The organism is Alkalicella caledoniensis, from assembly GCF_014467015.1.
In the GTDB taxonomy this organism is placed as follows: domain Bacteria; phylum Bacillota; class Proteinivoracia; order Proteinivoracales; family Proteinivoracaceae; genus Alkalicella; species Alkalicella caledoniensis.
Genome location: NZ_CP058559.1, coordinates 1094662 through 1118228, shown reverse-complemented (window position 1 = coordinate 1118228; position 23567 = coordinate 1094662). Strand labels below are relative to the sequence as shown.

Below are 23567 nucleotides of genomic sequence, written 5' to 3'. Positions count from 1 at the left end.
CCACTTGGGGTTTACTATACTCCTTTTATTTTTTACATAGAAATAATAGGCACTATGGTTATATACTACAGGTTCTACCTTTAGGCAGGGTTAGGGCAACCTTAAGATTTGATTAGTTCGTATCTTCCCTATGTCTATTTGATTTCACCGGTTTCAATTATATTAATATCTTATTAACTTTACAGTAATTCACTAAAAAAAATTACCAAAATATAGTATAATGCGATCTAGCAGTAACGAGGGGGAAAAAGTATGAAAAGAATTATAACAGAAATCAGTAAAATAAAAGATATACCTTATATGATATTTTACAAGGAGGATGGCAAAAAGTTACCCTTAGTGATAATTTGTCATGGTTTTAATTGTGATAAGTACACGAGTGCAACTATGGCTATAAAGTTAGCTGAAAAGGGATTTTGTGCCATTACTTTTGATAGCTCAAAACATGGCGAACGCTATGATGGATTTTTAGATAATATTACTTGTGATGCTGATTTTGGAACAGCACTTTATTCAATCATTAGGGATACCTACACTGATATTTCAATCATAGTTAATGGTATGTCAAATGATCCTAGGATTGATACCTCAAAGATTGGCCTTACAGGGGGTTCCATGGGGGCCATGGCGACTTATTATGCGTTAACGAAGAGTAGAGACATAAAAGTGGCAGTGCCCATCATAGGAACACCGGACTTTGTAAGTTCCCTCATGTATGGGATGGAAAAAGAGGACGAATGTCAATTTGCATCTCCCGAGGAAAAGAAGGTTCTTGAGTTTGTTAAAGAACTTGACCCATATCAGCACCTAATAGAAAATGAAAATAGGCCTTTACTGATAATTAACGCTTCAAAGGATGATGATGTACCACCCCAAAGGTCTATTGATTTTTATAATGAAATTAAGGTGAGATATGAAAAAGAAGGTATACCTATAGAACAATTTATCGCAGATGAGTTCCATTTCATGTCCCAGGAAATGATTGATAAAGCAGTAGACTGGTTTGAAAAGTATCTTAATTAGGAGTGAAGATAAGAAATTCAATTAAGAAAACATAGGGGGGTAACTAAAATGAAAACAAAGATTTCGCTTAAAGGAAAAGATTTATATTCAAAGATATTGCATAACAAATTTATTACCATATGCATTTTATTTACTATATTTACATTACTAGATACTATACCAATTATATTAGGTCTCTGGGCAGCAAAAGTAGGAATGGGTCCATATGTACACTTATTAGGTAGATTTATTCTGCATTCAATACTTGTTAGTGGTGTGTACATATTTGATGTTTTAAGAAAAAGTATTAAATCGAAACTGTTAATTTATACAATAACTTTTATTCTCACCTGGGGACTTCTTTTGGCATACCTGTGGACTAATAGTCTTTTTGCTGAATTACACCCTGATGCATATCTAGATATGACAAGAAGTTATCTATTTTTGTATTTGCTTTTAGGAGTAGTATTATTAATTAGCAATACTTCAAGGAAAATAATTAAGAATAAAAGAAAAAAGCTGTAGCTTTTTTGCTAGTAAGTTGGCTATTACGCATCCTTAGGCACAACCTATTCGGGCAGATGGTGTAAGGAAAAAGGTTTAAATAAAGGAATCTGCTACTACACCATTTTATGAAAACGAGCAACAATTGCAGATAGAAGGATGCAAAACAAGAGGAGTTATAATTTTTACTTAAGACAATGTTATTAGGAGGGTTTTTTTGAAAAATATAGATAAAAGGAATAGGCTTTAAGAACAACCTTTTTCATTCAGGATATCAAAAGATAATAAAGTATTTATCTCTTGGCATGGGAAACAAGTTCTAATACTAAAAGGTAGTGAGAGTAAAAAAAATTTATCGAAAATATCAAAAGCAGATACAATAGAATCACAATTGATAATGGCTAAGATTACTGGAAATTTTAAACGGGGAAATGAAAGGATTTAAATTTTATTCAATAGTGCTAGGAGGAATCGCCTGAATATGCAAGGAGGAAGATACCATGTGTGAAAACAAGAAAGATTTAATATACATGAATGATAATAATCACAATAAACTGTATGCTGACTGCGAAAACTGTTTCGGTTTGTGCTGTATTGCACTTTATTTTTCTGCCTCAGAAGGGTTCCCAGTAGATAAAAATGCAGGTGAGCCTTGTCCCAATCTACAAACAGACTTTCGTTGTAATATTCACGAAAACTTAATTGATAGAGGAATGAAAGGCTGCAATGCATTTGACTGTTTTGGTGCAGGGCAAAAGGTTGCCAGAATCAGTTTTGATGGACGGAATTGGAGAAAATACCCCGAACTCTCTAAGCAAATGTTCGAGGTGTTCTTAATCATGAGGCAACTTCATGAGTTACTCTGGTATTTAACTGAATCGTTAACGTTGCAACAAGCTAGCCCTATACAAAATGAACTTAGTTCCAAGGTTGGAGAGTTAGAACGACTCAGTCTCCTCGACAGTAATTCCCTTATAAAAGTTGACGTTGCAGCATTGCGTGGAGAGGTTAATACTCTTCTTGTAAGGGTGAGTGAACTTGTACGCAATGCTATACAAGTTCAGGGAAGTCAGCCGCGGCGCAAGAAAACCTTAGATCAAAGAGCTGACCTTATAGCTGCGGACCTCAGAAAAACTGATCTAAGGGGTGCGAACTTGAGAGGGGCATGCCTTATTGCTGCTGACCTTAGAGGGACAGATCTAAATGGTGTTGATTTCATAGGAGCAGATCTAAGAGACGCTGACCTAAGAGGAACTGACCTAAGTAAGAGTATTTTTCTTACCCAAGCTCAACTTAACGTTGCTAAAGGAGATAAAGGTACAAAACTACCACCATTACTTAGTCCCCCTAAGCATTGGAACAATAACTAAGTGTTCAGAAGGGTCTTATGTACATACAATTTAAGCTCTCCTTTGATCAAAGGAGAGCTTAAATTGTATATACTTTGATTTAGCTTCTGATTAAGTAATCGAATGCACCTAAGGCAGCAGTAGCACCAGATCCCATGGATATAATAATCTGTTTGTATGGACTGTTTGTACAATCACCTGCTGCGAAAACTCCAGGGACATTTGTAGATCCATACTTATCTATAATCAATTCTCCAAAGCGGGTCTTTTCAAAGGAATCATCTAGCCACTCAGTGTTTGGAACCAGACCGATTTGAACAAAGACTCCTTGCAACTCAACGTGTTTAACCTCTTCAGTATCTCGTTCCATAAATGTAATGCCAGTGACTTGATCATCACCTGTGATCTCTTTAGTTTGTACATTTTTTAGCACAGTAACGTTTGGGAGACTATATAGACGTTTTTGTAATACAGCATCTGCTTTTAGTTCTGGCATAAACTCAAGGACCGTAACATGTTTAACGATTCCAGCAAGGTCAATTGCAGCTTCAATACCTGAGTTGCCTCCACCGATGACTGCAACATGCTTTCCTTCAAACAGTGGACCATCACAATGGGGACAATAGGCAACACCTTTATTTTTAAGTTCTTGTTCACCAGGGACACCCACATTTCTCCAACGGGCACCAGTGGCAATAATAACAGACTTGCTTTTTAAAACTCCACCATTTTCTAGTTCAACTTCAATAAAGTCGCTTTTTTTAAGGCCTTTTACCCTTTGCTGATTTATGATATCAACATCATACTCTTTGACATGCTCCTCTAGGCTTGCAGCAAGCTTAGGCCCCTCTGTGGACTTAACACTAATGAAGTTTTCTATACTTAAAGTATCCATAACCTGACCGCCGAATCTCTCAGATACAACGCCGGTACGGATTCCTTTACGGGATGCATATATTGCAGCACTTGCACCTGCTGGACCACCACCCACAATAAGTACGTCGAAGGGCTCCCTTTTATTGATTTCAGATGGATCTATTGGTTTTGAAATCTTACTTAGAAGTTCTTCTAGGGTCATCCGACCACTACTTAGGAATTCACCATTTAGGTACACCGATGGAACAGCCATAATCTTTTTATCCTCTACTTCTCTTTTGAAGGCAGCTCCGTCAATCATGGTATGGGAAATTCCCTTGTTTAGAATACTCATTAGATTTAGTGCTTGAACAACATCAGGGCAGTTGTGGCAGCTGAGGCTTATATAAGTCTCAAAATGAAACTGACCTTTTATTTCTTTAATTTGTTCTATAATCTTTTGATCTACCTTAGGTGCTCTTCCACTTACTTGTAAAAGTGCTAGTACCAAGGACGTAAATTCATGACCTAGGGGGATACCGGCAAATGTAACACCGGTATCTTCACCAATTCGATTTACACTAAAACTAGGAGTTTTAGGTAAAACAGTTCTCTCCACGGATATTTTAGGGGACATGGCAGCTAATTCATCTACTAAAGCAAGGATTTCTTTAGATGTATTATCTTCACCAGCGCTTACTTTTAGTAGCACATCCCCTTCCATCAACTGAAGATATTGGTTTAATTCGGATTTAATATCTCCACTGAGTACCATATCAAACTCCTTAAATCTTTCCTACTAAGTCAAGACTTGGCTTAAGGGTAGCTGCCCCTTCTTGCCATTTAGCTGGGCAAACTTCATTTGGGTTATTTCTTACATATTGAGCTGCTTTGATTTTTTGTACCAACACACTTGCATCACGTCCCATACCACCTGCGTTAATTTCAACAGCTTGAATTACACCATCTGGGTCAATGATAAATGTACCTCTATCAGCAAGACCTGTCTCTTCATCTAGCACATCAAAGTTACGGCTGATTTTTTGTGAAGGATCCCCAATCATAATATAAGTAATTTTTTTGATAGCTTCAGAACTATCGTGCCATGCTTTATGTGTAAAGTGAGTATCTGTTGATACGGAATATACCTCAACTCCTAAGGATTTAAGTTCCGGGTAATGATTTTGAAGATCCTCTAGTTCTGTTGGGCAAACAAAAGTAAAATCAGCAGGATAGAAGCATACTACACTCCATCTTCCCTTAAGATTTTCTTCGCTGAGATTAACAAACTGACCGTTATGGTAAGCTGACGCTTTAAATGGTAATACTTCTTTTCCGATAAGTGACATAAACAAATCATCTCCTTAAATTTTAATATATTTTTCGTGTTATTATTAGCAGTTTTTAACAAAATTATTTCCCTTTAACTAATAATAGTAATTGTTACTAATTAGATATTATACTAAAGTTCTAAACTTGTCAAGTAAATAATAATTGTTCTCAATAAAAAATATTTTAGTTTATGTAGAGATTCCATTCCAAAACAAGAAAACTACTTTTAAAGGGCAGGCTTTTGGGCTTTGACGAAATAGAGGGTAGCTATTTAAGTATCAAACCAGACCAGTTGCATTTTGCAACTGGTCTGGCTTGTATATGGATAGTTTTTGTGATCTAAGAAGTAACAACATTTATATTGCTATGCTTAGAGGAATTGGGGGGCATTTGAAGAATAAAGTAAAAAGAATGGGAGAGAAGCATAAAATATAACTCAGTAAAAAGTGAGGAATGTAAAATGTTACGAAGATGCATTATGATTTTTCCACAATTCAGCAATATGGATGTTATTAATAAAATAAGACAAAAGTATGACCCGCTATCAAATCACGTTAGACCCCATATTACCCTTGTTTTTCCTTTTTTAAGTAACATAGAATATATCGAACTCAAGGAGCACTTAGAAGATACACTAGCATCATTAGATCCATTTACTTTAAAGCTTAAAGATATCACACCAGTTAAATCTTTCGGAAATTACCTTTTCCTGAATATCTGTGAAGGCAAAAGTGAATTAACGGAAATTCATAACAAACTTTATACAGGAATACTAGAAGAACATCACCCCCAATGGTTAAAGGTAGGTAGTTTTTATCCTCATTTGACTGTTGGCAAGATTGACAATGCAGAAAAATACAAATTCGCTATTGAAGAAACAGGAGCCATAACTGATGAATTTAAAACTATTGTCAACCGTATATGTGTGGAAATTATTGATGATAATGAAGACTCATTAATAGAAATGGAAATAGAGTTAAAGGGGGGGATCTAGATGTGGGTTATTAGATTATTAATTATTATTTGTGGACTGGTTTATATCTATAATCAATGTGAAAAAGAAGATAATGTGGTGTTAAAGCTAATAGGTTATTTTCTCCTAGGGTCCTTCCTTTTTAGATTTAACGGAATACCAATACCTGTAGGGATGATTGTATTCTTCATACTTGCCGAACCGACAGTTAACAAGGAGGCAAAAACAAGAGCTGCTTACTTAGGAGTTGTTATATTGTTGATTGGGATTATTAGTCCAATGATAAGCAACTATATTTTTGAAAGACCGGTCAAAGTTGATGCTTCAAGTAGTAATTTGTATATGTTAAACTTTAAAGAAGACTGGGGAGCTATCAAAGAAAAAATAGAAAGCCAAAGTATCAAAAAAATCAGAAATTTTAGAGTTAGCTATGAAAAAGATGGAGAAATTAGGGAGTTTCATTATGAAATAATTGGTTATTCAGGAAATGAAATGATACTATATAAAGTTAAAATGCTGCTAGATAAGCAAATATATTTAATAAATGCTAAAAAGATGAGTTTACAGGATCAGTATGAGAGACTTGTTTCAGTAGATAAATTCTTTGAAGTATTAGAAGAAATTAATCCTAAAGAAATTGATAACAGTGAAGGAAACCTTGATTACTACATATTGTTGAGTAGCGGTCAGTATACAACTTCCTCTGAATATGTTACACATTTTCAATATATTGACGGAAACATGACCCCTGTAGACACCACTGAATTGCCCATTAGTGGATTTTACATATCAAACTATAGAATGACGAAAATTTCTGAAACACCGACCTCTATATCCCATATAGGTACTGATACTATATATTACTGGTTTAAACAATGGTAAAGAGACATGGGAAGTATTTTTCTTGGCTTAAAAATTTATCCATGATGTCCTTAAAAAGAAAAGCCAGCAGATGCGCAATTAACTGTTCATTTTGCATCTGCTGGTTTTTTATTTATTTAACAGTACATTCTATACTATATTTCTAATGATATCATAGTTGTTGTCTTTGCTTTCGGTAAATCCATCAACTGGGGAGTTAATATCAGAAGGCTTAGTAAAGTCTATGAAGGCTTCCTTTAACTTGTCCACTAATTCCTTAGGAAGGTTTTCATTTGACCCTATTACATCCTTAGGAATAGGGTCTGTGCTGGCTATTATTTCTAGTTTATCTACAGGCAAGCCTTGTTGAACAGCAAAATCAATGGCCTCACTATAAGTAGCACCTGCATCCACTTCCCCTGAAAGTACAGCTTGAATCACCTTGTCATGGCTTCCCAAAAATACTGTCCTAGAAAAGCTACTGTCATAGATCCTTTCCTGTGACATTATATAATTTGCAAATAGGTAGCCAGATGCACTGTTTTTATCCACATATCCAAAGGTGCTGCCTGACAGATCGTTTAAACTCTTAATAGAACTATCCTTTCTGGCTATTATATATCCTATATATGACGCCTTGCCATTTACTATGGGGGTTGCTAGGGGTACCACATTGGTTTTTTCCCTAGCCTTCACATAAGCCAAGGGTGAAAACCAGCCTATATCAATTTTACCTTTACTAATCCAATCATTAAGGGTTTCATAATTTTTAACTATTATAATCCGAGCTTGACAGCCAACTTCCTTACACACACTTGCTAGAATAGGTGCATACATTGTTTTGATATTTTCAGGTGAAGTAAAAGGATTCACTCCAAATATAATTTCAGTATCCTTTTTTAACTTAACAATGGTCTCCTGAAATTCCTCAGAAATATCCCCTAGTTTGTTGCTATATTCTATAATTTCATCATTTTTACCTTGCTGGGTTTCAACGGTTTTTAGTAGCTCATATAACATTCCATGGGTTTCTTCCACTGCCACTGCAAAGGAATGGGAACCCTCTTTTATCTCATTGGATGACATCAGTTGCTTTTGAGAGATAGTCCTAACGGTTTCAAGGGATTTCTTTATGCTACTTATTATTTCCTCGATGGTAGAAACAACTACAGAAGATTCTTTGGCGATTACCTCCGTATGCTGAATTTCTTCCACCATTTTTACTATGGAAGAATTGGTTACATTCATGTCCTCATTTATACTGTCCACTACATTTTTGATGTTTGTGGTGGCGTTGTTTGTTTCCTCAGATAATTTTTTAATCTCTTGGGCTACAACTGAAAATCCTCGCCCAGCTTCTCCAGCCCTAGCAGCTTCAATGGAGGCATTGAGGGATAATAAGTTGATTTGGCTAGATATACCCTGTATGTATTCAACTATTTTGTTTATCTCTTGGGATGATTTATGGAGCTTATCGTGGCTAGTGGATGTTTCCTTTATAGATTGGGATAGATCAAGCATGGATTGCTGAATATTAGCCATGGTACTTTTGTTGGCTGCCAACATCTTGTAGGAACTGTCAGACTGTTGTTCCACCTCTAAGATGTTCTCATTTAGACTGTGAAAATTAGACACAAACTCTTCCATACTTGCTGTTATTTCTTGGGCACTGGCAGCGTTTTGTTCCCCGTTTTCTTGAATTTTGTGGAAGAATTTTACAAGCTTTCCAAAGGCCTCGATATTGTTAATGGATAGCCATAACAACTGTTGTATATCGATACTCATTGTCTCGGAGATGTTGAATAAATTTTCGCTTATCCCTTGGTCCAAATTACTTTTGATTGTTTCAGTAGAACCTTTATTATTGCTTGTACCAGTTTTCATTATAAATAATGACAGTAGGTATGTACCTGAAATAGATAGAACTAAGTACCAAAGACCAAATTCAAGAAAAAGATAAAGACCCAGCTGCAAAAACAATATTCCAATAATGAAGATTAGTGCACCTCTAAAGTTTTTCCATTTACTCAATTTTATTCCTCCCCGGTAGATTAAATTATCACCACAAATTGATAAAAGCCATGATTTTAGCACCATATTTTTAAATATGGTGAAAAATCATGGCTCTCCTCTTCTCATGCCATTAATACCTATATGTCATGATTATATATCTTCTTATAGGAAATTGTCAAACAAATTGGAGAGGGAAGGAGCTAGTCTGACGTGTTCATGTTCTCAGCGGGTGGGCCACCCTAAATTAATTCCGTTTACTTCTCCAATACTGGCATCCAAATCTCCCAGTGATAATTATTTAAACTAGCATCACCTGGAGGATAAATCTCAAGGTGTTGCATGTTTGGATTACGAATATATCTACTTGTTGGAAACCATTGTGTCCTAATCCTAGCGTAAGCTTCATCGGCTCCTTTCCCTGCAGGTCCTTTTATGGTGAAGGCTGCCCATGTTGAAGGGAGGATTTCTTCAATATCCATACCCTCCACTACATCAGTACTCCTAACCTCAGCACCTATTATGCAAGGGGTTGCACTATTTTTGCTTTCATTCCAGTATACCCCAACTTGCCAAAGGGGGGCATGATAGTTTTTCCACAATCTATTATCATAGTTATCCATAAAATTCCTCCACAATGGATCGAGGGTATCTCCCACTTGTGCTATGGAGGTTGACATTCCTTTCAATCCCATAATCTTGAAACTATCTCTTTTTACAATTCTGAACTCCATTTCTTCCACTCCTTTAATTGTAATCTTGAAGGAAAGTTTAGGATAGGTTTTCAAGAACCCCTGTTTGCGCGCTAACAAAGGCGAGATGCCATGCATATCTTTGAAGGCCCGTGAAAATGAAGTGGGCGATTCATAACAATACTTAAAGGCTACATCTATAACTTTTAGGTTTTGGTCCTGAAGATCAAAGGCTGCCAGTGAAAGCCTTCGACGTCTAATGTATTCTGATATAGATACTCCGGCCATAAAAGAAAATATGCGTCCAAATTCGTATGTTGAACAACAGACTATTTTAGCTAGCTTATCATAATCAATAGGCTCAGTAATGTTGTCTTCCACATAATCCAGCACAGCATTCATACTTGTTAACCAATCCATAATAATTCCTCCTTCTATACCTATTGTAGTGGATTGCTGTATTCAGTTCTTTACATCCTTTGCATTCTAATGTTAAGTTTCAGTTATTTATTCTATACAAAGAGAAATTATCCTTTTTTGCCATATATTTTTATTAGGGACAAGGGGACGTCAGACTGTGTGAGAATTAAACAATAATATATGTCTAAAATGCCTACAAAGTACTGTAAATACAGTACTTTTCCCTTTTTCTGTAGTATAATTAAGTTATAGAATATCGGAGAGGGGATTTTAAATGTCATTTATACAAGGTACAGATAGAAAGCAAAAAACAATGTTTCCTGACTGCATAGAAGATTACATAGGTGAGGATAATCCCGTTAGGGTAATTGATGAATACGTAAAACTGGTCAATATGAGTGCATTCACTAAATCAAAGGAACACCGCAGAGGTGCACCAGGATATCATCCCTCTGTTTTATTGAAGTTATATCTATATGGGTATGTAAATGGCATAAGATCATCTAGAAAGCTAGAAACAGAATCTCACAGGAATATAGAAGTGGTTTGGCTATTACAAAAACTAAAACCTGATTTTAAAACAATAGCTGATTTCAGGAAAGAAAATAAAACTCAGCTAAAACAAGTTTTCAAGGATTTTACTAAGTTGTGTAAGGATCTCAAACTATTAGGCGAGGAATTCATAGCAATAGATGGGACTAAAATTCAAGCTAATAATTCAAAGAAGAATAATTTCTCAAAGAAAAAAATACAAAGACACAAACAATATATCGAAGATAAGGTTAATTCCTATCTAGATTTGTTAGAAAGCAGTGACAAAGACGATTCACCTAAACTTAAGTATACACCTGAAGAAATTCAGCAAAAAATTGAAAAACTCAAGGAGCGTAAAATTAAATTTGAAGAGTTGGAAAAAAAACTACAGGATAGCGAAAGTAATGAAATATCTACAGTTGACGAAGATGCTAGGCTTATGGACAACAAAAACAATGGTGTTACTGTAGCATATAACATACAAACAGCTGTAGACTCTAAGCATAGTATTATAGTGGCATATGATGTTACAAACAATCCCGCAGATCAAGGTAATCTAAATTCACTTGCAGAAAAGGCTAAAGATATATTTGGAAAAAGGAAACTTGAAGTAGCAGCAGATAAAGGCTATTACCAAGCAGACGACCTTATGAAATGTGAGAGAAACGAAACAACAGTCTATTTGCCAAAACAGTCGTATTCTAACGCCACAGGAGACAAAGATTTCTACGGAGATAAATTTACTTATGTGCCTGAAAAAGACTTATATATTTGTCCTTTGGGCCATGAATTACGCAGAATAAACCACAAATCAAAAGAACCAAAAAGAATAAAATATAGAAACTACGATGCCTGTAAAAACTGTGAATCAAAAAGCAAATGCACCACTGCAGCCAAAGGCAGGATAATAAATCGGTCACCTAACCAAGATTTTTTGGATACTATAGATGCTAGAACAGAAGCAAATATGGACAAATACCTACAAAGGCAGATGATTGTTGAGCATCCTTATGGAACCATCAAAAGGACAATGAATGCTGGGTATTTTTTAACAAGAGGGATGGATTCTGTAACTACAGAGACAGCCCTAGTTTTGCTAGCCTATAATTTTAAAAGAGTAATAAATATTATAGGAGTGAAAGAACTACTAAGGATATTAGTAGCTCTTAGACCCACTTTATCATTGTATTTTTATATGTTTAAGTCATATTGCACCAAAAGACAGGAATTTTACGGCTAATCTTTGAGTTTTTAGAGATTAGCCACACAGTCTGACGTCCCCCTGTCTCTATAACTCAGAATGGGATGATTGGTACATGGATGAAGAGAAATTACTAAATGAGATTATTGGAAAAGAGAACATAGTTCGGGTAAATCATATTGGTAGTACTTCTGTTAATGGATTACTTGCAAAGCCTACTGTTGATATTCTTTTGGAAATTGACAATCACTGTGATGTAGAAGAAGTGATCGCCATACTAGAAGAAAATGGATATATCTGTATGGCAAAACAAAAGCTGAAACCTTTGAACTTAACCCTTGTTAAGGGATATACAGAGAAGGGTTTTGCTAAGCGGGTTTATCATATTCATATAAGACATTTTGGAGACTGGAATGAACTGTATTTTAGAGATTATTTGAAGGCAAATAATGATGTTGCTACACATTACGGAAATTTAAAAATGAGTCTGAAAGAAGAATATCAATATGACAGAGATGCCTATACAAACGCAAAATCCGAGTTTATTTTAAAACATACTGACATTGCAAGAAATATGTTAAATGATAAATATAAAAAATAGGGTGAACTAATCTGATGGTCGTAGTTATAATATTGCAGATACCAGATGAATCACTGTAAGAGAGGTGTGGTCATAAAGGCTAAATATTCATCTCAAACATTGGTATTATGTAAAGAAGAGAAAGCAAAAGGGGCTGTTGCACAATGAATGAATAATTCATTGTGCATTCAGCCTCTTTTTTGTATAAAAATAATAAAAAGCGGGCCCAAAGGGTCCGCTAGTGTTGTATAATTGGTTTATGAGAACAAATACACAACACTCATATTATACCCGATTTAATGGTAGTTATCAATTAGTTTTACCATTAAATTTAGAAACTTTAATACCTGAAGATGATTCTGTTCGACTGCTAAGCCAAATATTGGAGGGATTAAACTATCAAGGTTTATACAAGGCATACTCTTCTAAGGGAAGAAAACCAGCAGTTGAACCAAAACTTCTTTTTAAGGTGTTAACCTACGCTTACATGAATAACATTTATTCAAGTAGAAAAATTGAAACTGCATGCAAAAGAGATATAAATTTTATGTGGCTATTAGAGGGAAATAAATGCCCCGATCATAGCACTATTGCAAGGTTCCGAAAGATTTACTTATCTAATGCAGTTGAAGATTTGTTTTACCAATTCATCTTACATTTAAAAGAAATAGGTGAAGTTAAATTTGAGAATCTCTTTATTGATGGGACAAAAATAGAAGCCAATGCAAATAAATATACGTTTGTATGGGATAAGGTCGTAAAGAAAAATGAAGCTAAGATGTTTGATAAAGTACAGAACTTCTTGAGAGATTTAAATGAACATTATAGTGTCGAATTTATAGTTTCCAAGGAGAGAATGTTAGACGATTTAAACTGCATATTGTCCTTCTTAAAGCAAAGGAAGGAAGAGGGAAAAGTAGAATTTGTTTATGGAATCGGCAAAAGAAAAAGTAAGCTTCAAAAATTTACTGAGGAAGTGCAGTCATTTTATGAAAGACAAGTGAAGTACGATTCATGCAATGAAATATTCCAAGGTAGAAGTAGTTACTCTAAAACAGATACAGGTGCTACTTTTATGAGAATGAAAGATGACCACATGAGAAACTCTCAACTAAAGCCTGGCTACAATTTGCAAATAGGTGTAGAGAGTGAGTATATAGTATCCGTAGGAGTATTCCAAAACAGATCAGATATTGGTACATTGATCCCCTTCCTAGGAAAGATGGAGGAAAGATTAAAATTAAAGTATAAAAACATAATTGCAGACTCTGGGTATGAAAGTGAGGAAAATTACCTTTTCCTCGAAAAGAAGGGATATACATACTATATAAAACCCCAGACTTATGATAGATGGAAAAAAAGAAGCTTTAAAAAAGATATAAGCAAGCGCGAAAATATGGTTTATGATTCTAAGCTCGATGAGTATACATGTCACAACAACAAGAAATTAAAAGCTACTGGTAAAATCATTAGAACATCAGTAACTGGCTATAAATCTGAAGCCACTGTGTACGAATGTGAGGATTGTACAAACTGTCAGTTTAAGCCTAAATGTACAAAAGCACAAGGTAACAAAAAGTTACAGGTATCTAAAAAGTTTATAGAGAAAAGGCAAATATCATATCAAAATATAGTGTCTAAAAACGGAGTTAAACTCAGGGTTAACAGGTCTATTCAGGCTGAAGGTGCTTTTGGAGTTCTAAAGCAAGATTATGGATTTCAAAGATTTTTGACAAGAGGTATCCACAGCGTGAGTGTAGAAACACTTCTATTAGGCTTAGGCTATAACATGAATAAACTTCATGCCAAGCTTAAGAATGGGCGCTGTGGGCATCACCTTCATGAACTGAAAGTCTCATAGTTTGGAGATTGAAAAGACTAATATTCTATAGTCTTATTTAAGTGCGTCTAAAAACAAACTCTTAGGAAAATTTCTCTTTGCTGCACTTAAAATTTATTAATATCCTATTTTTTTTAACAAAAAGAGGGTGTCGCTAACTACTTATTCAGTAGTTTTGCGACACCCTCTTTCTTTGTATACAGTACCTGTTTGATAGGTGCAATTTTCTTTGAAGGTGTACTAGTAGTTTATTCTATTGCTCAAGCCTCTTAAGTAAGAGGGAATTAAATTATTATGGCAAACTTGAAAGGACAATAGGTTTTATCCTATTGTCCTTTTTGTTTTAAGCAATAGCTCAGTAATTAAAAACCTGAAATTGCAGGAAAAAAAGCAATGTCAATAATAATTTATTGTATTATAATAAATTATTATTGACATTGCTGAGGTATAAGACTATTATAGAATTAAGAAAAGTAATGGAGGGGATAAATTATGAATCAAAGTGCTTTATCTAAATGGTTGAAGATAGTTATTTGGGGAATTGCATTATGCGGTCTTTTAGTTTACGGGTGGGTTGTCCCTATGTATGGTCAATCCCTTGCATACGAAAACCCTGAATTTTCCCATGCTTACATGCCATGGTTAATCTTTATATGTTTTACTGCTATTCCTTGTTACTTAGTTCTTATATATGCATGGAAGATTGCCAGTGAGATTGGAGCTGACAATTCATTTTCTAAATTAAATGCAAAATTTCTAAAAAACATATCATCCCTTGCGGTGTTCAATTCAACATTCTTCTTTTTAGGCAACATAGTGTTTTTACTACTGGAAATTAATCATCCAGGGATTGTACTATTGTCTTTAATAGTTGTGTTTATTGGAATCGCAATAGCAGTTGCTTCAGCGGCATTATCTCACCTTGTCATGAAGGCGGCAATTTTGCAAGATGAAAGCGATCTTACTATATAAGGGGGATTAAAATGGAAGACAAAATTATAATAAATATTGATGTTATGCTCGCTAGGCGAAAGATGAGTGTGACAGAACTTGCTGAAAGAGTTGGAATTACCATTGCAAACATATCAATACTGAAAAATGGTAAAGCAAAGGCAATAAAACTATCAACGTTGGCAAAGATATGTGAAGCCCTTGATTGCCAACCAGGGGATATACTGGAATACAAAAAAGATGAGTAATGTGTATTACCATAGGGTGAGGGGTTAATTAACTATACAGGTACTTCTTTAATAGGGTTTGAAAAGGAGGTAAGTCATGTTCGAATTGCTAAAAAAAAGCAAGCTGATACTAGCCTTTTTGGCCCTTATAATTATAGGAGGCTATGTGTTTTTTCAAAGTAGTAATGTAATGAATACTAAAAGGCTTTTAGGAGTAAACATACCTAGAGATTCTACTATTATTATCAAAGAATCCAGTACTGGTTTTTTTGGAGATGGTGAGTATTATGTAGAGGTACTACTATCTGATAAAGGATTAGAGAAATTTATAAATGCAGTAAACAAAGGGGGGAAATGGTTACCAGTTCCCTTGTCTGAAGAAATATCAGTACTGATATATGGCGGAAAGTACAGGGGTGCAAATTATTCCATAGGAAATCAGTCTAAAAATATACCACAAGATATAGACAATGGAGTATATTACTTCAGGGATAGATTTGGGGAACGCAATCCTGAGATGAAAGATACAAATGTAGTCACAAGGGGTGCTTATAATATTACTTTTGCTATTTTAGATATCCAGACAAAAAAACTATATATTTATGAACTGAATACTTAGTGTGAATAACAATTAGAGGGAGTCTTTAGTGATAAGTTATATCAATACTCAAAGATTACCTACTTAAATGTAAATTATCTGTATTATGGGAGCCTAATAGGGCTCTCTTTCTTTTAACTAAAAAAACTTACTTAAGTACATTAAATTTTTCTCTTCCGTAACCTTGTTACCAAATACTTCACACATAATAACTGATTCAGAACCTACTTCTTTTAATTTTTGGAAAAAAGAAAAGAAATCGATACTTCCCTCACCTAGAGGAAGATGTTGGTCTAATTCGCCATTATTATCATTGATATGAATGTATTTTAGAAGGGGACCATAGCAGTCAATCCAATTACTTAGTTGGACTTTACCAAAAGCATGGGCATGACCTATATCTAAGCAAGCGCCTAAGTATGGGTTATTTACCTCTTCAATTATTTGTCTAATTAGGCTTCCGCTGGGATTGTGGACATTTTCTATAACAGCAGTTATGCCCATATTTTGGAAGTCTTTGATTAGGCTTTTCCAAAATGATGTGCTTTGCAGAAGAAAAAAATCTTTATAATCTTCATAATTAGGTTTACGCTCATAATCAGAATGAACAACCATATATTGAGCATTAAGTTTCATGGCTATATTTAAAGCATGATGGCAACGCTTTATGAATACACTCTGGACTAAAGGATCAAAACTGGTTAGTTTCAAGTCTATATAAGGGGCATGCACTGTAATAGTGCCCTTATAATCACTTAAATTATTTTTATACATACTGAGAATATCTTCCATATGGTTATCTAAATTCGTTGGCATAACAAAATCTTGAATCTCAAGATATCTGTAATTTTCCTTATAATAATCTGGACTCTCCAAAAACTTTTCTAAATAGATACAGGTGCCAATCTTCATTTCAAAATCTCCAATCTTTTTAGCATAAGACTAGCATGGGGTTTAGAAAAAGTCAAAGAGTTTAAGTACAATTCTACTGAAATAACCGTGGTAACATCAAATGTTATGAACATATTATTAATTATCTTCAATTAAGTTGCCTACCTAACAAATTTTGTATATAATCGAAACAAATATAAATGAAATACACACTACTGTACTAAAATAATGACGGCTGTAAGAACGCAAGTTCCTTACAGCCTTTTTATTAAGGGAAGAGTTCCATAACTTTATGGCTTCTCTTACTGGGGTAAAGGAGTTAAGAGGAGATTAGGTATAGAGGAGGAGAGTATTATGGAGATTAGGTCTATAGTTACTGATGAAATTGATAAGTTTTCCGGGATAAATAGTACCGGTGAAAAACAGATAAAATTTAAGGAGTTTTTGGAGGGGTGGTTTCAAGAAGGAAAAACTAAACCTGAATGGTGCTTTGTAGTTGAAAAGGGGGAAACCTTTATAGGGAGGATCATATTTTGGGCTTTTCCAGATCAACCAAATCACTTTAAAATAGCAGGATTAAAGCTACCTCATGATGACGAAGAAGTTTTCTATGAAATAGCCAAGAAACTAATTACGGAAGGCTGCAGAAAGGTTTCTGGAGATAAAACCACAGAATTTGAATATCACCTATACTCTAAGAACAATGACTACTTTAACAACTACAATAAACTATTACAAGAGTGTGAATTTATTTCAAGCCAAGAAAAGAGCAGTTTTCTAAATGAAGGTAGTATTGAGAAAGAGAGATATTCAGATATTACATTTAGGAGCTTAAATGTAGTGGGTGAAAAGGAATTTGTAAAAGCAATTGAACTGGTAAGTATAAATACATTGGATACAGAAGATCAATTAAGTATAGAAACACTGGGATCTGAAGCAGCAGCTTTAGAATATTACAATATTTTAAAAAGTATAGATTTAAATGGCCACTGGTGGCAACTAGCCTATGATAGAAATGAAGATTTGGTAGGATTAGTAGTACCTCAAAAATTAGATGAAACCCATGGGGCCATAAACTATATTGGAGTAGTTCCTAACAAAAGGGGAAATGATTATGTAAGTGTGCTATTGATAAAAGGCACAAATATATTAAAAGAGAATGGTTTGACCAAAGTGATTGCAGACATCGATAATAGGAACTTTCCTCTAGAGCAAGCATTATATAAAGTTGGATTCAAACTAGACAGTCAAATGATTAACTATAAAAAGTAAGTCCAACCAGTAAAAATTTCAGTAAATAATATAACTAGCATGCTAATACCCAAGGAATTTTACAGCTAAATGGGAAAATCTGCCCAACTAAATATGTAGAGAAAAAGACTAAGCCAAGTGCCTAGTCTTTTTTAGTTAGCCCATTATGGGTAATTTTTATTTGAATCTAAGCAGCCTTTTTCAGTGTTTGATTAGAGCTTTTATGATAAATTTTATCCATGACTTTATACGTAAACTGAATACTTGGTCCTATAAATATGGCAATAACAACTGTGCCGTATGATACTGGTCCTGATAATAATAGACCCATTATTAGGGCGGAGGTTTCACATATCAAACGAGAAACAGCGATGCTAAATCCAAATCTTTTGTGAACCACTAACATTAGGTTATCAATTGGATTTGCTGCAAATTTTGCTTGAAGGTATGTTCCAGCACCTGTGATGAGAAGAAGGAATCCAATTGAAAATAATAAAATTCTACTGTAAACATTTTGAAGAGGTATAAGCTCTAAAAACTTTAGGTTTAAATCAATCAGTATACCAGTTATTAATACCGTTATAAAACCAGTAAAATCAGGACGATCTTTAGATATGAAAGAATTCAAAAACACAAGGAGTCCACCACCTACTATTAACCAATTACCTGGAGTCAACCCTATGGTGTTTGATAAACCCACGAAAACAGTATCCCACGAACCAGCACCCATGTCAGATGTAATTATACTAGATATCCCCAGGGCTGCTATACACAGACCAGTGAAATAAAAAAGCCAACGTTTCATAATTTGCACCTCTATCTTTAAAATTATAGTAATGAATTTTGTAGTTGCGTTATAAAGTCACAAACTCTATTCTACTCTGAAGTTTACTATTATACAAGACAAGAATTGTATTCTTAAAAAAAAATCACACAAAGCCCTTGAGTGGATAGTCGAATAATATATCCATATGGCGGTAAGTGAGTTGTAGTAAACTTTTGCCCCTACTTGCGCAAAGGGGAAAGTAGGAAAAGGCGGAGACAGAACAGTATATGCAATATCCCTATACCGTTCTGTCTCCATATTTTTCACAGAGTATTTTTCCTAACCTCAATTTGGTTATCCATATTAAATGGATGAAACACACTTTTTATTAGTTGTGAATTATCACTATAATAAAACATAGCATGGTGTTTAAAACCGTTTTTAACTTTATACCTTAAGTCGATCATCTTTACTATAAAACCATTTTTTTCTTGTTCAAACTCCACATGAAAAATAGGTGTGAAGTTTTTAAAGTATAAGCCCAGTACTTCATTTTCTGTTTTTTCGATTATTGGATCAAAAGTCTTTGCAAGGCGCTTAAAAGCCCTGGGAAATCCATTATAACTCTTAATTTCTCCTACAATATATTCTTTTTCAGTGCAAACAATGTAATCCCACTTAATAACACTATAATCTGATGGCATAACATTAATACGATTAATTTTAGCATTAATACATTCATTGCGGTAATATGATCCTATTTTCTTAGTTAGACTTTTTTTGTTTATTTCTTTTAGGATAAGATATAAAAAGAAGATGAATGTAACAGAAAGGTTTTCATGTAAAGTCCTTTTGCTGAGGAATAATACATATCCACTTAATAATAAGACCACTGGGTCATATATGGTGATGAGGTTTAGTGAAAACTTCTTACTACTAAAGGGATATAGTAAAGCAACTCCGTACGAATTTAGTAGATCAAATAATATATGAGATAAGGTACCGATCAATGTCCAAATCAGAACCTCTCCAAATGCAAACATTGGGTAGAAGAATGAAAGGCCTAAGGTAATCAACACCGATATCACCACTACTCCGAGGAGAGAATGGGTTTCTACACGGTGGTGTTTAAGATAGACATAATCACTTCTAATTTTAGTAACTATATCAAAATCAGGCGCCAATGCTCCTATTATAGTACCTAGTAATGCTGGATTACTAATCTCTGGTGTTTGTTGCAGCCCATAGATGGACAAGCCGATTATTGCATGTGATATTGGATCCATATTCTCCCCCCTCGACCTTTAAGTCTCCAATTGCAAACTGAAGTTTACATAACTCATATTATAACAAATGATAACACACTGGAACAGTTGTATATTATTCCATAAGGTATTAAAAGAACAGGCACTTATTTTCAGTGCCTGTTCAAAGGGGTTGTACATTGCTTATTTCAGCCCATAGATTTAACTTACATTGATTGAAACCAACTCAAAAAACTTCAAAACAAATGAAACAACGACCGTATTTTTATATGGTCGTTGTTTATTACATACATAGATATTAACTAAACTTCTGGTATAAAATATTGACTTTTATAGTGAATTGTTAAGTAATATGTAACGAAACAAGAATCATTATCATATAATTAGTTAAAGGAAAAAATATTTCCCGCGACTAAATTTATAATATTACTAGGAGGTTAGTGAATTATGTTTATAGAAATTCTAGAGCTGATTATTGATAGTATGGAAGGAGCATTTATTGAAGTTGGGTCCTTCGTGGGGTCAGTATTACTTTTATTTGGATATATTAATTATAAAAAATCTGGTAAATTTATGGAAAGCATAGAAAAATCAAAAAAATTTCAACCACTAATTGGAGGAGTAATGGGACTTACTCCGGGGTGTGGTGGTGCAGTATTTATGATGCCACTGTTTTTCAAAAAGAGTGTAACATTTGGAACAGTTGTAGCAGCTTTAATGGCTACCATGGGCGATGCGGCCTTTGTAATGATTGCAACAAGGCCATTCCATTACCTTATAGTCAGTGGTATATCCCTAACTGTTGGTGTTATAACTGGTTACTTGGTGGATTTAACATCTCTTGGGGATAATATCTTAAAGAAATACGAAAATAGAATGCGAATTTTGAAGGGATTTAGAGGGAAACAGGGTGAATTTGTTGCACCTATGACACCAATAGAAAGGAAAAAATCTAACTTCTTGAACTATCTATTTTGGTCACTTATATCTATTGGATTAGTTTTTGGAGTTGCAGGCATTATGCAAGTGGATATAGAATTATTTCCGAACCTAGAAGAAATAATAGGTGTTGCAGGGGTTATATTGGCCATATTCTTAGTATTTAAAGGTAAGAAGTTTTTACGTGATGATACTACTGAATCTGAACAGTCTAAAGTGTCATCCTTAAAAAAGACTTTCATAGAGAATGCTTTAGAAACAGCATTTGTAATCATGTGGGTATTTGTTGGCTTTTTAGCCTATGAGCTACTGACCTTAGGTCTTGGCATGGGTGATTACGCAGCTGGAGAAATGATGATTGAAAATTGGTTACTAGCCACCGGGATAGTCTCCATAATCATAGGAGTAGCTGTGGGAATCATACCAGGCTGTGGGCCGCAAATAATATTTATAACTTTATTTATAAATGGCTTAGTACCATTTTCGGCCCTACTGGCAAATGCAATTTCACAAGATGGCGATGCGTTATTCCCTCTGATTGCAATTGATAGGAGATCGGCAGTTTGGGCCACGGCAATAAATAAGCTTCCGGCCTTAGTGTTTGCGTTCATTGTCTATTGGATTGAACTAAATTACGACTGGTCAGGGTTTCTAAACTCAATGGTTGACAAACTATTTATGTAAAAGAAAGCGGGGAAACCTGCTTTCTTTGTATTATTGATTGCTGTAGACTATTTTAGTTGTTTGATTGAGCAAAAATACTCGGTGACATGGAAAGTTATACAAAGACCTCTGGCAGATATTTTTTAATTATGTCTTAATATATTTAAAAAATAAAAAAATACTTAAATCATTTGAGGTAGTTTGTAGTATAATATGTATAATTTAAACAATGAGAATGAATATCATTTATAAAGGGGAAAATATAATAAAGTTTTTCTATAAGTACTCAATACTCCAATGGTTAATGAGATTATACATTTAAGAAGGTGGTGTTTAAACATGACAGCTTTATTGGTTGGAGGTGATCGTCTAGGTAATATTCCTAATACTTTAGAGAAATATGGAATAAAGGAGTATATACATTGGACTGGAAGGAAAAAAGGCATGAGGAACTGCCATATACCCAGCGAAGCTAGTATGGTCATTGTTTTTTACGACTTTATCGAACATAATATAACACACATTGTAAAGAAAAAGGCAAAGCAAAGTAATATACCCTGTGTTTTTTCGAAAAGAGCATGTACAGATCTTGCGAAAAAATTAGATCACTGTAAGGAATGTAAAGGCTGTGTGTAAAGTAGCCATCGAACAGTGGAAATGTTGAAAGGTTAAATAGACCATGATCGAAAGTCCCTTACACAATATTTAGAGGACTTTCTACTGTTATAAATCCTTTTTGACCTGAAAAGCTTATTTAGTTTTTCTAAATTTCAAAGGGGTTTTACCATAGGTCTTTTTGAACATTTTAGAGAAATTAGCCGAGTAGTTATAGCCAACTTTTGTTGCTATTTCTTCAACCCTCAAATCTGTTGTTGATAGTAGATTTGCAGCTGCGGACATTTTAAGACCATTAACGTAGTCACCTATAGATATATGATAATGTTTAGAAAAGCCCGCCTTTAGTTTTTGCTCATTAAGTAGAACCATTTTACTTAATGTATGAATACTTGGGGGATTACTGTAGTTCTGCTGCAAAATATCATAGGCTTTTTGGATAGCATGGATGTCAGAGGAGGTTAGTTTTATAATCCTGTTATTTCCTATATGAATATTTCCATAATTAATTTGATTACTAAAAGCATTTTCTGTATTGGTAGAAACCTCATTGATTAAAATAGCAATACACTCTAGAATTTTGCTTTCAAGATAGATACTATTTAAGGAATTATTGTAGCTAAGGGTTTGCAACTGTTGAATAATCTCGATTATTTGTAGGGGCAGATAAATATAGGTGTAGTTTTTTATAAAGGTGTCTAAATTAAGTAAGTTAGGAAAATTAGATTTTATAACTTCTTTAAAGTAACTTTCAAAAATAGTTATTTCAATACCGTGAAAATGTTGACCTTTTTTCCAAGTTTGCTGACCCTTTATATCTTTTTCCACAACAAAAAAGGATGCTGGAGTAAAAGAGGATACAGGATTATTATCTATCTTAAATTCAGTGACACCCTCGAAAACCACACCGAACCTCATTAAAAACTCAGGGTTATCAAAGGAAATGGAAAAATCCTTAGGTATTGTATAATCAGCAATTCCTAAATGATAAAAACCATCCCTAGAATAACTAAGCAAATAGCCCAGTTCCGGCTTTTTTTTATTTGTATATAAAGTATAATGATCACTTTCATACTTGCAAAAGGTCAGAATTTCTAAGACTGCATTCTTAAATTCTTCATTAGATTTGACAAACATATATGGTTCCCTTCCGTTTCCTCTGGTAATAGGCATTCATAACATTGATTAATAACTAAATTGTTCCATTGTAAATGCCCCATTTCTTATACAATTATAATCAAACTATAT

At 34.3% G+C, this 23567-nt stretch carries 22 protein-coding genes; 14 read left to right on the top strand and 8 right to left on the bottom strand.

Going from position 1 to position 23567, the window contains the following annotated elements:
- The first annotated feature begins 252 nt into the window (after positions 1 to 252).
- The 3 genes from HYG86_RS05510 to HYG86_RS05500 all read left to right on the top strand — a co-directional run bounded on the left by HYG86_RS05510 (position 253) and on the right by HYG86_RS05500 (position 2876).
- Entirely contained in the window at positions 253 to 1023 is a 771-nt protein-coding gene (locus HYG86_RS05510) for an alpha/beta hydrolase family protein (protein ID WP_213167924.1), read from the top strand.
- Positions 1024 to 1071: 48 nt separating this feature from the next.
- Complete coding sequence (locus tag HYG86_RS05505) at positions 1072 to 1527, top strand: DUF6608 family protein (protein ID WP_213167923.1); 456 nt, start codon at positions 1072 to 1074, stop codon at positions 1525 to 1527.
- 479 nt (positions 1528 to 2006) lie between these two features.
- Positions 2007 to 2876, top strand: a complete 870-nt coding sequence (locus HYG86_RS05500) for a pentapeptide repeat-containing protein (protein WP_213167922.1) — start codon at positions 2007 to 2009, stop codon at positions 2874 to 2876.
- Between the two features lie 79 nt (positions 2877 to 2955).
- Here the strand turns inward: HYG86_RS05500 and ahpF are convergent, their stop codons facing one another.
- Both ahpF and ahpC read right to left on the bottom strand, forming a co-directional pair.
- Entirely contained in the window at positions 2956 to 4485 is a 1530-nt protein-coding gene (ahpF, locus tag HYG86_RS05495) for an alkyl hydroperoxide reductase subunit F (protein WP_213167921.1), read from the bottom strand.
- Positions 4486 to 4495: 10 nt separating this feature from the next.
- On the bottom strand, positions 4496 to 5059 hold the full coding sequence (gene ahpC, locus HYG86_RS05490) for an alkyl hydroperoxide reductase subunit C (RefSeq protein WP_213167920.1): 564 nt from the start codon (positions 5057 to 5059) through the stop codon (positions 4496 to 4498).
- A 485-nt stretch (positions 5060 to 5544) separates the two neighbouring features.
- Here ahpC and HYG86_RS05485 point away from each other — a divergent pair, with 485 nt between their 5' ends.
- Complete coding sequence (locus HYG86_RS05485) at positions 5545 to 6036, top strand: 2'-5' RNA ligase family protein (RefSeq protein WP_246451898.1); 492 nt, start codon at positions 5545 to 5547, stop codon at positions 6034 to 6036.
- Positions 6037 to 6897: a hypothetical protein gene (locus HYG86_RS05480; RefSeq protein WP_213167918.1), complete on the top strand. Its 861-nt coding sequence runs from the start codon at positions 6037 to 6039 to the stop codon at positions 6895 to 6897.
- Positions 6898 to 7026: 129 nt separating this feature from the next.
- Here the strand turns inward: HYG86_RS05480 and phnD are convergent, their stop codons facing one another.
- Positions 7027 to 8907: a phosphate/phosphite/phosphonate ABC transporter substrate-binding protein gene (phnD, locus tag HYG86_RS05475; protein WP_213167917.1), complete on the bottom strand. Its 1881-nt coding sequence runs from the start codon at positions 8905 to 8907 to the stop codon at positions 7027 to 7029.
- Between the two features lie 236 nt (positions 8908 to 9143).
- Complete coding sequence (locus HYG86_RS05470; protein ID WP_213167916.1) at positions 9144 to 9998, bottom strand: AraC family transcriptional regulator; 855 nt, start codon at positions 9996 to 9998, stop codon at positions 9144 to 9146.
- Positions 9999 to 10272: 274 nt separating this feature from the next.
- Here HYG86_RS05470 and HYG86_RS05465 point away from each other — a divergent pair, with 274 nt between their 5' ends.
- The 6 genes from HYG86_RS05465 (at position 10273) to HYG86_RS05440 (ending at position 15950) form a co-directional block, all read left to right on the top strand.
- Positions 10273 to 11772: an IS1182 family transposase gene (locus HYG86_RS05465; RefSeq protein WP_213167915.1), complete on the top strand. Its 1500-nt coding sequence runs from the start codon at positions 10273 to 10275 to the stop codon at positions 11770 to 11772.
- A gap of 31 nt (positions 11773 to 11803) precedes the next feature.
- Positions 11804 to 12334 (top strand): GrpB family protein, encoded by a 531-nt coding sequence (locus tag HYG86_RS05460; protein ID WP_281391324.1) that lies wholly within the window; start codon positions 11804 to 11806, stop codon positions 12332 to 12334.
- 238 nt (positions 12335 to 12572) lie between these two features.
- Positions 12573 to 14174, top strand: coding sequence for an IS1182 family transposase (locus HYG86_RS05455; protein ID WP_213165501.1), 1602 nt, complete (start codon positions 12573 to 12575; stop codon positions 14172 to 14174).
- 471 nt (positions 14175 to 14645) lie between these two features.
- Positions 14646 to 15125, top strand: a complete 480-nt coding sequence (locus HYG86_RS05450; RefSeq protein WP_213167913.1) for a DUF2975 domain-containing protein — start codon at positions 14646 to 14648, stop codon at positions 15123 to 15125.
- 11 nt (positions 15126 to 15136) lie between these two features.
- Entirely contained in the window at positions 15137 to 15352 is a 216-nt protein-coding gene (locus tag HYG86_RS05445; protein WP_213167912.1) for a helix-turn-helix domain-containing protein, read from the top strand.
- A 76-nt stretch (positions 15353 to 15428) separates the two neighbouring features.
- Positions 15429 to 15950 carry a hypothetical protein gene (locus HYG86_RS05440; RefSeq protein WP_213167911.1) on the top strand — a complete coding sequence of 174 codons (522 nt, stop codon included), beginning with the start codon at positions 15429 to 15431 and terminating at the stop codon, positions 15948 to 15950.
- Between the two features lie 117 nt (positions 15951 to 16067).
- Here the strand turns inward: HYG86_RS05440 and HYG86_RS05435 are convergent, their stop codons facing one another.
- A complete protein-coding gene (locus tag HYG86_RS05435; protein WP_213167910.1) occupies positions 16068 to 16841 on the bottom strand; it encodes a sugar phosphate isomerase/epimerase family protein in 774 nt (257 codons plus the stop codon).
- Positions 16842 to 17174: 333 nt separating this feature from the next.
- On the opposite strand from HYG86_RS05435, the gene HYG86_RS05430 reads away from it, so the two are divergent.
- On the top strand, positions 17175 to 18092 hold the full coding sequence (locus HYG86_RS05430) for a GNAT family N-acetyltransferase (protein WP_213167909.1): 918 nt from the start codon (positions 17175 to 17177) through the stop codon (positions 18090 to 18092).
- Between the two features lie 166 nt (positions 18093 to 18258).
- On the opposite strand, the gene HYG86_RS05425 is transcribed toward HYG86_RS05430, so the two are convergent.
- Complete coding sequence (locus HYG86_RS05425; RefSeq protein WP_213167908.1) at positions 18259 to 18876, bottom strand: YczE/YyaS/YitT family protein; 618 nt, start codon at positions 18874 to 18876, stop codon at positions 18259 to 18261.
- A 284-nt stretch (positions 18877 to 19160) separates the two neighbouring features.
- Complete coding sequence (locus tag HYG86_RS05420) at positions 19161 to 20123, bottom strand: metal-dependent hydrolase (RefSeq protein ID WP_213167907.1); 963 nt, start codon at positions 20121 to 20123, stop codon at positions 19161 to 19163.
- Between the two features lie 426 nt (positions 20124 to 20549).
- Here HYG86_RS05420 and HYG86_RS05415 point away from each other — a divergent pair, with 426 nt between their 5' ends.
- On the top strand, positions 20550 to 21725 hold the full coding sequence (locus HYG86_RS05415) for a putative manganese transporter (RefSeq protein ID WP_213167906.1): 1176 nt from the start codon (positions 20550 to 20552) through the stop codon (positions 21723 to 21725).
- 318 nt (positions 21726 to 22043) lie between these two features.
- Positions 22044 to 22340 carry a DUF2325 domain-containing protein gene (locus tag HYG86_RS05410; RefSeq protein ID WP_213167905.1) on the top strand — a complete coding sequence of 99 codons (297 nt, stop codon included), beginning with the start codon at positions 22044 to 22046 and terminating at the stop codon, positions 22338 to 22340.
- A gap of 114 nt (positions 22341 to 22454) precedes the next feature.
- Here the strand turns inward: HYG86_RS05410 and HYG86_RS05405 are convergent, their stop codons facing one another.
- Positions 22455 to 23456: a helix-turn-helix domain-containing protein gene (locus HYG86_RS05405; protein ID WP_213167904.1), complete on the bottom strand. Its 1002-nt coding sequence runs from the start codon at positions 23454 to 23456 to the stop codon at positions 22455 to 22457.
- Between the last annotated feature and the right edge of the window lie 111 nt (positions 23457 to 23567).

Excerpts from the sequence above, each read along its gene's own strand:
- HYG86_RS05470 (WP_213167916.1), bottom strand. The coding sequence starts at position 9,998 with ATGGATTGGTTAACAAGTATGAATGCTGTGCTGGATTATGTGGAAGAC.
- HYG86_RS05465 (WP_213167915.1), top strand. The coding sequence starts at position 10,273 with ATGTCATTTATACAAGGTACAGATAGAAAGCAAAAAACAATGTTTCCT.
- HYG86_RS05410 (WP_213167905.1), top strand. The coding sequence starts at position 22,044 with ATGACAGCTTTATTGGTTGGAGGTGATCGTCTAGGTAATATTCCTAAT.
- HYG86_RS05435 (WP_213167910.1), bottom strand. The coding sequence starts at position 16,841 with ATGAAGATTGGCACCTGTATCTATTTAGAAAAGTTTTTGGAGAGTCCA.
- HYG86_RS05510 (WP_213167924.1), top strand. The coding sequence starts at position 253 with ATGAAAAGAATTATAACAGAAATCAGTAAAATAAAAGATATACCTTAT.
- HYG86_RS05500 (WP_213167922.1), top strand. The coding sequence starts at position 2,007 with ATGTGTGAAAACAAGAAAGATTTAATATACATGAATGATAATAATCAC.
- HYG86_RS05420 (WP_213167907.1), bottom strand. The coding sequence starts at position 20,123 with ATGGATCCAATATCACATGCAATAATCGGCTTGTCCATCTATGGGCTG.
- HYG86_RS05425 (WP_213167908.1), bottom strand. The coding sequence starts at position 18,876 with ATGAAACGTTGGCTTTTTTATTTCACTGGTCTGTGTATAGCAGCCCTG.
- HYG86_RS05485 (WP_246451898.1), top strand. The coding sequence starts at position 5,545 with ATGGATGTTATTAATAAAATAAGACAAAAGTATGACCCGCTATCAAAT.
- HYG86_RS05480 (WP_213167918.1), top strand. The coding sequence starts at position 6,037 with ATGTGGGTTATTAGATTATTAATTATTATTTGTGGACTGGTTTATATC.
- HYG86_RS05415 (WP_213167906.1), top strand. The coding sequence starts at position 20,550 with ATGTTTATAGAAATTCTAGAGCTGATTATTGATAGTATGGAAGGAGCA.
- HYG86_RS05455 (WP_213165501.1), top strand. The coding sequence starts at position 12,573 with ATGAGAACAAATACACAACACTCATATTATACCCGATTTAATGGTAGT.
- HYG86_RS05445 (WP_213167912.1), top strand. The coding sequence starts at position 15,137 with ATGGAAGACAAAATTATAATAAATATTGATGTTATGCTCGCTAGGCGA.
- ahpF (WP_213167921.1), bottom strand. The coding sequence starts at position 4,485 with ATGGTACTCAGTGGAGATATTAAATCCGAATTAAACCAATATCTTCAG.
- HYG86_RS05405 (WP_213167904.1), bottom strand. The coding sequence starts at position 23,456 with ATGTTTGTCAAATCTAATGAAGAATTTAAGAATGCAGTCTTAGAAATT.
- ahpC (WP_213167920.1), bottom strand. The coding sequence starts at position 5,059 with ATGTCACTTATCGGAAAAGAAGTATTACCATTTAAAGCGTCAGCTTAC.
- HYG86_RS05505 (WP_213167923.1), top strand. The coding sequence starts at position 1,072 with ATGAAAACAAAGATTTCGCTTAAAGGAAAAGATTTATATTCAAAGATA.
- HYG86_RS05430 (WP_213167909.1), top strand. The coding sequence starts at position 17,175 with ATGGAGATTAGGTCTATAGTTACTGATGAAATTGATAAGTTTTCCGGG.
- HYG86_RS05450 (WP_213167913.1), top strand. The coding sequence starts at position 14,646 with ATGAATCAAAGTGCTTTATCTAAATGGTTGAAGATAGTTATTTGGGGA.
- HYG86_RS05440 (WP_213167911.1), top strand. The coding sequence starts at position 15,429 with ATGTTCGAATTGCTAAAAAAAAGCAAGCTGATACTAGCCTTTTTGGCC.